This is a genomic window from Streptomyces sp. NPDC056061 (genome assembly GCF_042266885.1).
In the GTDB taxonomy this organism is placed as follows: Bacteria; Actinomycetota; Actinomycetes; order Streptomycetales; family Streptomycetaceae; genus Streptomyces.
The window spans coordinates 177,599-186,587 of record NZ_JBHJWQ010000017.1 but is presented as its reverse complement, the minus strand read 5'-3'; the positions used below and the strand labels follow the sequence as shown (position 1 = coordinate 186,587).

The following is an 8,989-nucleotide window of genomic DNA, read 5'->3' as shown; positions in this document are numbered from 1 at the left end:
GGGCGGCGGGCGGCGGGCGGCGGGCGGGGGAGAGGCGCGCCTGCGCACCGCTCCGGCAGCCGTCGCATACTGGATCACGCAGGGCGGACGCCGAGCCGCACGTCCAGCCGACCGCCGGGAGCACCGCATGAGCGCCGAGGAAGTCAGGGGCGACGCCGCTGCCCCGCCACCACCCGGCGGCGTGCTCTGGAGCATTTCCGGGGACGTCCGGGCCCTGCTGATGCTGCCCGCCGCCTTCACCCTCCAGGTGGCCCGTCCGGCGGTCGGCGCGGGCGTCGACCAGCACTCCGTCTTCCGCACGGACCCGTGGGGACGCGGCGAGCGGTCCCTGCGCTCGCTCCAGCTCTGGGTGTACGGGGGAGAGGAAGCGGTCCGGGAGGGGCGCAGGCTCCGCGGGCTGCACCGTGCCATCCGGGGCACGGACAGCCGTGGGCGCCGCTATCACGCGCTGACGGCCGCGGACTACGCCTGGGTGCACGCCACCGGCTTCCCCGTCTACCGGCACGCCGCCCGCTATCTGATCCGGCCCCTCACCGAGGCCCAGGAGCGGGCCCTGTACCGCGAATGGCTCCAGGTGGGCAGAGTGCTCGGCATCCGCGACCGGGACATGCCGCGGACGATCGAGGAGTTCTGGCCGTACTTCCGCAAGGCACTCGCCGAGGAGACCGAACGGAACGCCGTCGTCGAGGACCTGATCGCGACCGATCGCCCCGTGCCGCCACCGGACCGGGGGCCGCTGCCGCTGAGGCTGCTGCTGAGGGCGGCATGGCCGGTGCTGCTCCCGCCGCTGGCCCGGTTCCGGCGTTTCGTCACCATCGGCCTGATGCCGCCGGAGGCGCGCGAGGTGCTCGGACTGGAGTGGACCGGCGAACAGGAGCGGAGACTGCGTCGGCTGTGCGGGGTGGTGCGGCGCGTCGTGCCCGTGCTCCCCGAGCGGCTGCGCTACCTGCCGTACGCACGCCGGGCGCGGGCCGCGCAGCGCCGGGCCTGCTGCGGCGGCGCGCGGGTCAGGCGGAGGCCCGGCGCACCAGGGCGGTCGACGTGATGACGGGTTCGAGTCCGCCGCCCTCGCCGCCGTCCACCGGTGCCTCCTCGCCGTTCAGCGTCCGCATCAGCAGCCGCGCCATCAACCCGCCCATGCCCTCGATGTCCTGACGGACCGTCGTCAGAGGAGGATCGGTGGCCTCGGCGATCGACTCCATGTCGTCGAAGCCGATCACGGCCACGTCCTCGGGCACCCGCAGGCCCCGCTCGCGCAGCACCCGCAGCGCCCCCGAGGCCATCAGGTCGTTCGCCGCGAACACGGCGTCCGGGCCCGGGTGCCGGTCGAGCAGCCGCGCCATCGCCCGGGCGCCGCTCTCGACGGTGAAGTCGCCCGATACGAGCAGCGCCGGATCGGCGTCGGGCAGCACGTCGCGGTAGCCGTCGATCCGGTCCTGGGCCGAGGTCTGGTCGCCCGGACCGGCGATGTGCGCGATCCGCCGTCGGCCGAGGGAGACGAGATGGCGGACGGCCTCGGCCGCGCCGCCCCGGTTGTCGCAGTCGACGTACGGCACGGCGGGGGCCGGGTCCCCGTCGGGGCGGGCGGGGCGTCCGCCGTGGACCGTCGGGACCCGGAACCGGCGGAGGACGGCGGGAAGTTCGCCGCCCGTGTGCAAGGAGAAGACCAGCGCGCCGTCCACGTGGCCGCCTGCCAGATAGCGGGCGACCCGGTCGAAGTCCCCACTGCCCTCCACCAGCAGGAGCACCAACTGGGCGTCGTGCGCGTTCAGTTCCCGGCTGATGCCGCGGATCTGCCGGGAGAAGAACGGATCGGAGAAGATCCGGGACTCCGGTTCGTCGATGATCACGGCTATCGCGCCGTTGCGCCGGGTGACCAGGGTGCGCGCGGCGTGGTTCGGCACGTAGCCGAGCTCGTCGACCGCGCGACGCACCTGCTCCACGAGCATCCGCCGCACCCCCGCCCCGCCGTTCACCACGCGGGAGGCGGTTGCCCGGGAAACCCCGGCGAGGGCGGCCACGGCCTCCAGCGTGGGACGGGCGTCGCGGGGCGATGCAGGGGCCGGACCGGTCAAGGGACGCTCCTCGTGCGCGGGGGCAACGGCCGTGGACGGCCGGGCCGGGCCGTCCGGACGGCGCCGACGCCCTCAGCGTAACCGGCGCGACCCGACGCCGGACGGGCACCGCCGCCCCACCGGGAGGAAGGGGGCGACGGCGCCCGCAACCGCTTCGCGGAGCCGTCAGCGGTGGTCGTGGATCGTGTTCGTCTCCGCGATCTTCTGCCACGAGGCGGGACGCTCGGGCGCACGCACCGCGCGCGCACCGGCCGGTGCCGGCGACTCGGGCCGCGTCGGCCGGTGGAGCCAGGTGTCGAAGAAGCCGGCCAGCGGCTTGCCGGAGACCCGTTCGGCGTACGCCACGAAGTCGCCCACGCTCGCGTTCCCGTACGCGTGCTCGGCCGGCCAGCCCTTCAGCAACTCGAAGAAGGTCGCGTCGCCGAGTTCGTTGCGCAGCGCCTGGAGGGCCAGCGCCCCGCGGTCGTAGACGGCACCGTCGAACTGGTTGTCCGGGCCCGGATCCCCCGGCTTCACCGTCCAGAAGGGGTCGTCCGCCGGGTGCAGCGCGTAGGTGTAGTCCGCCAGTTCCTGCGCGGTCCCCTCGCCCTCCTTCTCCGACCACAGCCACTGGCTGTACCGGGCGAAGCCCTCGTTGATCCAGATGTCCTTCCAGCCCTTGACCGAGACGCTGTCCCCGTACCACTGGTGGGCCAGCTCATGGACGATCACCGAGACGTTCGCACCGTTCGCGAACTGCTTCGGGCTGTAGAACGGCCTGGTCTGGGTCTCCAGCGCGAACGAACTCGTCACATTGGGGGAGTATCCGCCGAGCGCGTCGAAGGGATACGGGCCGAAGACCTCCGTCAGCCACTCCGCGACCTCCGCGGTCCGCTCGATGCTGGCGCGTGCGGCACCGCCGTTGGCACCGAGGTCCCTGCTGTACGCGTTGACGACCGGCAGCCCGTCCGCCGTGGTGTCCGTGGTGATGTCGAACTTGCCGATCGCCAGCGTCGTCAGGTACGTCGCCTGCGGCTTGGCGGAGCGCCAGTTGAAACGGGTCCAGCCGAGCTTCGAACTCTGCGACTGCAGCGTGCCGTTGCTGATCGCCTGGGTGCCGTCCGGCACCGACACCGAGACGTCGTACGTCGCCTTGTCCAGCGGGTGGTCGTTGCTCGGGTACCACCACGCGGCGGACTCCGGCTCCTGCGCGGCCACCGCGCCGTCCGGAGTGCGCACCCAGGAGGTCCAGCCGTTGATCTTCACCTCGGACGGCTTGTCGGCGTACCGCACCACCACCGAGAGCGCCTTCCCCTTCGGCAGCGTCGCCGACGGGGTGATCTCCAGCTCCTGCTCGCCGTTCCTGGCGAAGGCCGCCTTCTTCCCGTTCACCCGCACCTCGGAGACGTCCAGCCCGAAGTCGAGGTTGAAGCGGGAGAGCGCCTGTGTGGTCGTGGCGAGGATGGTCGCCGTGCCCTCCAACAGGTCCGTCGCGGGCTGGTACTTCAGCCGCAGGTCGTAGTGGGAGACGTCGTAGCCGCCGTTGCCGCTGGCCGGATAGTAGGGGTCGCCGATGCCCGGCGCGCCCACGGTGCCTTCGGCGGCCGAGGCCGGGATCGCCAGCAGCAGGGAGGCCGCGAGTACGCCGGGGACGAGGAATCTGCGGTGCACGAATGCTCCAAGTCGTCGGTTCGGATGAACTTCTGAGCAGTTGCCACGACCTTATTGAGCGGCCGGTGCACCAGTCATGTCCACGGCCACAGCTGTCACACGATCGCCATTCGGCCGACACGCCGCACGACCGCCACGGCGGCATACGTCCGCGCCGCCCCCTCGGCCGTCGCCCCCTGTCGCCCGGGAGTCGACCGGGGTACCTTCCGCCCATGCCGATTCGTGCGCGGGGCACCCGCTTGACGTACCGATCGCTGATGGTGGCGGCTGTCGCCACCCTGATGACCGTGCTGCTCACGCCGACGGGCGCCCGGGGCGCGAGCCCCGCCGCGGCCGGTTCCCCCGAGGCCGTTCGCGCGACGACCGGTCGGGCCGCAGGCCGAACCGGGGAGAGCAGGCCCGTCTTCTCGTACGAGAACGCCGTCCGCGAATCCGTCTGGGTCGACATCGGGTCGGACGGCGACGGGGACGGGAGGAACGACCGGGTGGCCGTCGACATCGTCCGGCCCCGCGAACCCGCCCGGCAGGGCCGGAAGATCCCCGTGATCATGGATGCCAGCCCGTACTACTCCTGCTGCGGCCGGGGCAACGAGAGTCAGCTCAAGACGTACGACGCCGACGGCCGGCCCGTGCAGTTCCCGCTGTACTACGACAACTACTTCGTGCCGCGCGGATACGCCTTCGTCGCCGTCGATCTGGCCGGTACCAATCGCTCCGACGGCTGCGTCGACGTGGGCGGAAGCTCCGACGTCCGCTCCGCCAGGGCGGTCGTCGACTGGCTGAACGGCCGCGCCCGCGGCTACACCACCCGCACCGGCGGCGAACGGGCCACGGCCGACTGGACGAACGGCCGCACCGGAATGATCGGCAAGAGCTACGACGGCACCATCGCCAACGCCGTCGCGGCGACCGGGGTGGAGGGGCTGCGGACCATCGTTCCGATCGGCGCCATCTCCTCCTGGTACGACTACTACTTCGCCCGGGGCGCGCCCCTCCACGACGGCGGACCGGACTGGCTCGCCGACGGGGTGGAGAGCCCGGAGGCGCACGGACGCTGCGCCGCCGTCCAGCAGCGCCTCGTCGACGGCGCGCCCCGCACCGGCGACTGGACCCGGCTGTGGACCGAACGCGACTACGTGAAGGACGCCCGCAAGGTACGGGCCAGCGTCTTCGCGGTGCACGGAATGCAGGACCTCAACGTCCGCACCAAGCACCTCGGTCAGTGGTGGGACGCGCTCGCCACCCGGGGCGTGGAGCGCAAGATCTGGCTGTCGCAGACCGGACACGTCGACCCGTTCGACTACCGGCGAGCCGACTGGGTCGACACGCTGCACCGCTGGTTCGACCACTACCTCCTCGGCTACGACAACGGCATCGAGCGCGAGCCGATGGCCGACGTCGAACGCCACCCCGGCCAGTGGGCCACCGACCGGGCCTGGCCGCCGCGCACCACACGGACCGTCACCGTGCGCCCCGGCACCGGCGACGCGCCCGGCGTCGGCACCCTGGGACTGCGGTCCGCCCGCCCCGGCGCCACCGAGACCTTCACCGACGACCCGGCACAGGGCGAGCTGCGATGGGCCGCCGACCTGGACCGGACCACCGCCGCCAAGGCCGGGTTCAGGACCGCCCCGCTCGCCCGGGACCTGCGGCTGTCCGGATCGTCCGCGGTGACCGTCACCGTCACCCCGACCACCTCCACCGCCCACCTCTCCGCCGTCCTCGTGGACATCGGCCCCGACACCATCCGCGACTACGGAGGATCCGGCGAGGGCATCACCACTCTCGCCGACCGCAGCTGCTGGGGCGCGAGCACCACCGGCGACAGCTCCTGCTTCAAGGAGACCCGGGCCGACACGACCACCGTGGACCGCACCGTCCTCAGCCGCGGCTGGGCCGACCTCGGCACGTACGCCTCCGCCGGACACGGCGGACCGCTCACCCCGGGCCGCGCCCACACGATCACCCTCCGCCTCGCGGCCACCGACCACGTCGTCCCGGCCGGACACCGTCTCGCCCTGATCGTCGCCGGGACCGACCGCGGCCTCATCGAGCCGCCGGACTCCACCCCCACGCTCGCCCTGGATCTGGCCCGCACGTCCGCGAAGCTGCCGATCGTCGGCGGTACCGGGGCGTTCGTGCGCGCCACCGCAGGCTCCGCACCCGAGGCGGCCGGGCCCCGCGACGTCCGGCCCGAGGGCGTGACACCGCCGCGTCCCGCCGCCCTTCGCCTCCCGGGAGGAAGCCGCTCATGAAGACCCGCGCACCGGCCGCCCGCCGGAGACCGCTGCTCGCCGCCGGGGCCGCCGTACTGGCCGCGTCCCTGGTGACCGCCCCGTCGGCGGCCGCGGACACCCCGCCCCGCACCGGATTCGAGATCAGCGGCGGGACCCGGTGGACCGGGCAGCCGGAGGAGCAGTCGTTCCTGGCCGCCGTCGCCCGTGGCGGCGACCGGGTCTCCGCGGACCGGATCGGCACCACGCGACAGGGCCGCCCGCTCCGGCTCGTCCGGATCGGGGGCCACCGCCCCACGGCCGCGACGGTACTGCTCATCTGCAGTCAACACGGCAACGAACCGTCCGGCCGCGAGGCGTGCCTGACCACCGTCCGGGACCTGGCGTACGCCCGGGACCGGGCGACCCGCTCCTTCCTCTCCCGCACCACGGTCCTCGTCGTGCCCACCGCCAACCCGGACGGGCGCGCCGCCGACACCCGGGGCAACGCCGACGGCGTCGACATCAACCGTGACCACATCGCGCTGCGGACCGCCGAGGCCCGCGCCATCGCGGCGGTGATCCGCGACCGGAAACCCGATGTGATCTACGACCTGCACGAGTACGGGGCCACCCCGCCCTACTACGACAAGGACCTCTTCGTCCTGTGGCCCCGCAACCTCAACGTCTCCGACCGGGTGCACGGGGAGTCGCGCACCCTGGCGGAGGACCATGTGCGGCCCGCGGCGGGGAGGGCCGGCTACAGCAGCGGCCTGTACGGCATCTGGACCGACCCGGTGACCGGCGACCCGATCAAGCAGACCGCGGGCGACGGACAGGAACGCATCCTGCGCAACACCTCCGGCCTCAAGCACGCCGTCGGCCTGCTCGTCGAATCCCGCGTCGACGCGCTCACCGACGCGGAGCGGGCCGACCCGGCACTCAACAGACGGCGCCGGGTCGACTCGCAACTCACCGGGCTCGGCGGTCTGTTCGCCTTCGCCGACGGGCGGCGCGGCCGGATCGCCGCCGCCACCGCCGCATCCCGCGCCGCGGGGTGGAAGGACCGCGGCCCGGTCCACCTCGGCGGCGCCGACAACGAGCCGCCCGGACCCGGCGAGGTGCTCCGGGACCCGCCGTGCGGATACCGGCTCACCGAGGGCCAGTTCGACGAGGTGAAGGACGAGCTCGCCCTGCACGGCGTCACCTCACGACGCGACGGCGGCGGCGCGTACGTACCGCTGCGGCAGTCCGCCCGGAAGCTGATCCCGCTCCTGCTGGACGCCCGGGCGACGTACCACCTCACGGAGGGACGCCCCGCCCCCCGCTGCTGACCGCGCCCTCGCGGGGGAGCGGAGCCCACAGGGCGCAGCCCGTAGGATCGGCACCCTGATGACTGCCACTCTCGTCGCCAAGGACCTCGCCGCCGGACACGGCGACCGCACGCTCTTCGCCGGGCTCGACCTCGTCGTCGCGCCCGGCGACGTGATCGGTCTCGTCGGAGTCAACGGCGCCGGAAAATCGACCCTGCTCCGGCTGCTCGCCGGACTCGACCGGCCGGAGGAGGGCGAGCTGCAGCTCTCCCCGCCCACCGCCACCGTCGGCCACCTCCCGCAGGAGCCGGAACGGCGCCCGGGGGAGACCGTGCGGGAGTTCCTGGCCCGCCGCACCGGCGTGGCCGATGCCCAGAGGGCCATGGACGCCGCGACCCAGGCCCTCGTCGACGGGGCGCCCGGGGCGGACGACGCGTACGCCGAGACGCTGGAGCGCTGGCTGGCGCTCGGCGGCGCCGACCTCGACGAGCGCGCCGAGGAGGTCGCCGCCGATCTCGGACTCACCGTCGGCCAGGACCTGCCGATGACTGCGCTCTCCGGCGGCCAGGCGGCCCGCGCGGGCCTTGCCTCCCTGCTGCTCTCCCGCTACGACGTCTTCCTGCTCGACGAGCCCACCAACGACCTCGACCTCGACGGCCTGGAACGGCTGGAACGCTTCGTCTCCGGGCTGCGCGCGGGCACGGTCGTCATCAGCCACGACCGCGAGTTCCTGATGCGCACGGTCACCAAGGTCCTCGAACTGGACCTGGCCCAGCAGCAGATCACCCTGTACGGCGGCGGCTACGCGGCCTATCTGGAGGAGCGCGAGAGGGCCCGCCGACACGCCCGCGAGGAGTACGAGGAGTACGCGGACAAGCGCTCCGCCCTGGAGGGCCGCGCCCAGATGCAGCGCTCCTGGATGGACAAGGGCGTGAAGAACGCCCGCCGCAAGGCCACCGACAACGACAAGACCGGCCGCAAGTTCCGCAGCGAGTCGAGCGAGAAGCAGGCCGCCAAGGCCCGGCAGACCCAGCGCATGATCGAACGGCTCGACGTCGTCGAGGAACCGCGCAAGGAGTGGGAGCTGCGGATGGAGATCGCCGCCGCACCCCGCTCCGGCTCGGTCGTGGCGACCCTGCGCGAGGCGCGCGTGGCCCGGGGCGACTTCGTCCTCGGCCCGGTGTCCCTGCAGATCGACTGGGCGGACCGGGTGGCGATCACCGGCGCCAACGGTTCCGGCAAGTCGACCCTGCTCGCCGCACTCCTCAAACGCCTCCCGCTCGACACCGGGCACGCCGCGCTCGGTTCGGGCGTGGTGGTCGGGGAGGTCGACCAGGCACGCAAGCTGTTCCACGGCACGGAGTCGCTGCTGGAGGCGTTCTGCGCGGCCGTCCCCGACACCGAGCCTGCCGAGGTCCGCACCCTGCTCGCCAAGTTCGGCCTGCGCGCGGACCACGTGCTGCGACCCGCGACGACCCTCTCCCCGGGTGAACGCACCAGGGCTGCGCTCGCCCTGCTCCAGGGCCGGGGCGTCAACCTCCTGGTCCTCGACGAACCGACCAACCACCTCGACCTGCCCGCGATCGAACAGCTCGAATCGGCACTGGCGTCGTACCCGGGAACGCTGCTGCTGGTCACGCACGACCGGCGGATGCTGGAGGCGGTGCACACGACCCGCCGCATCGTGGTGGCGGACGGCGGTGTGAAGGAACTCTGACGGGTCCCCGCCCCGTGTCCC

The 8,989-nt window shown here is 73.2% G+C and carries 6 protein-coding genes; 4 read left to right on the top strand and 2 right to left on the bottom strand.

Annotation, left to right across the window (positions count from 1 at the left end):
• Positions 1–127 precede the first annotated feature (127 nt).
• Positions 128–1,045: an oxygenase MpaB family protein gene (locus ACFC79_RS23825; protein WP_376243276.1), complete on the top strand. Its 918-nt coding sequence runs from the start codon at positions 128–130 to the stop codon at positions 1,043–1,045.
• Here the strand turns inward: ACFC79_RS23825 and ACFC79_RS23820 are convergent.
• Entirely contained in the window at positions 1,008–2,075 is a 1,068-nt protein-coding gene (locus ACFC79_RS23820; RefSeq protein ID WP_376243222.1) for a LacI family DNA-binding transcriptional regulator, read from the bottom strand. The genes ACFC79_RS23825 and ACFC79_RS23820 overlap by 38 nt on opposite strands.
• A gap of 165 nt (positions 2,076–2,240) precedes the next feature.
• Positions 2,241–3,725, bottom strand: coding sequence for a M1 family metallopeptidase (locus ACFC79_RS23815; RefSeq protein ID WP_376243219.1), 1,485 nt, complete (start codon positions 3,723–3,725; stop codon positions 2,241–2,243).
• 212 nt (positions 3,726–3,937) lie between these two features.
• Between ACFC79_RS23815 and ACFC79_RS23810 the strand changes: the two genes are divergently transcribed.
• The 3 genes from ACFC79_RS23810 to ACFC79_RS23800 are packed head-to-tail and all read left to right on the top strand — an operon-like array spanning position 3,938 to position 8,968.
• A complete protein-coding gene (locus tag ACFC79_RS23810; protein WP_376243216.1) occupies positions 3,938–5,980 on the top strand; it encodes a Xaa-Pro dipeptidyl-peptidase in 2,043 nt (680 codons plus the stop codon).
• Entirely contained in the window at positions 5,977–7,272 is a 1,296-nt protein-coding gene (locus ACFC79_RS23805; RefSeq protein ID WP_376243214.1) for a M14 family metallocarboxypeptidase, read from the top strand. Before ACFC79_RS23810 ends, ACFC79_RS23805 begins: the two co-directional genes overlap by 4 nt.
• A 58-nt stretch (positions 7,273–7,330) precedes the next feature.
• On the top strand, positions 7,331–8,968 hold the full coding sequence (locus ACFC79_RS23800; RefSeq protein WP_376243212.1) for an ABC-F family ATP-binding cassette domain-containing protein: 1,638 nt from the start codon (positions 7,331–7,333) through the stop codon (positions 8,966–8,968).
• Positions 8,969–8,989 lie beyond the last annotated feature (21 nt).

What these genes read in the sequence shown, in the direction of transcription:
- ACFC79_RS23825 (WP_376243276.1), top strand. Translation starts at nt 128, where the DNA reads ATGAGCGCCGAGGAAGTCAGGGGCGACGCCGCTGCCCCGCCACCACCC.
- ACFC79_RS23810 (WP_376243216.1), top strand. Translation starts at nt 3,938, where the DNA reads ATGCCGATTCGTGCGCGGGGCACCCGCTTGACGTACCGATCGCTGATG.
- ACFC79_RS23805 (WP_376243214.1), top strand. Translation starts at nt 5,977, where the DNA reads ATGAAGACCCGCGCACCGGCCGCCCGCCGGAGACCGCTGCTCGCCGCC.
- ACFC79_RS23800 (WP_376243212.1), top strand. Translation starts at nt 7,331, where the DNA reads ATGACTGCCACTCTCGTCGCCAAGGACCTCGCCGCCGGACACGGCGAC.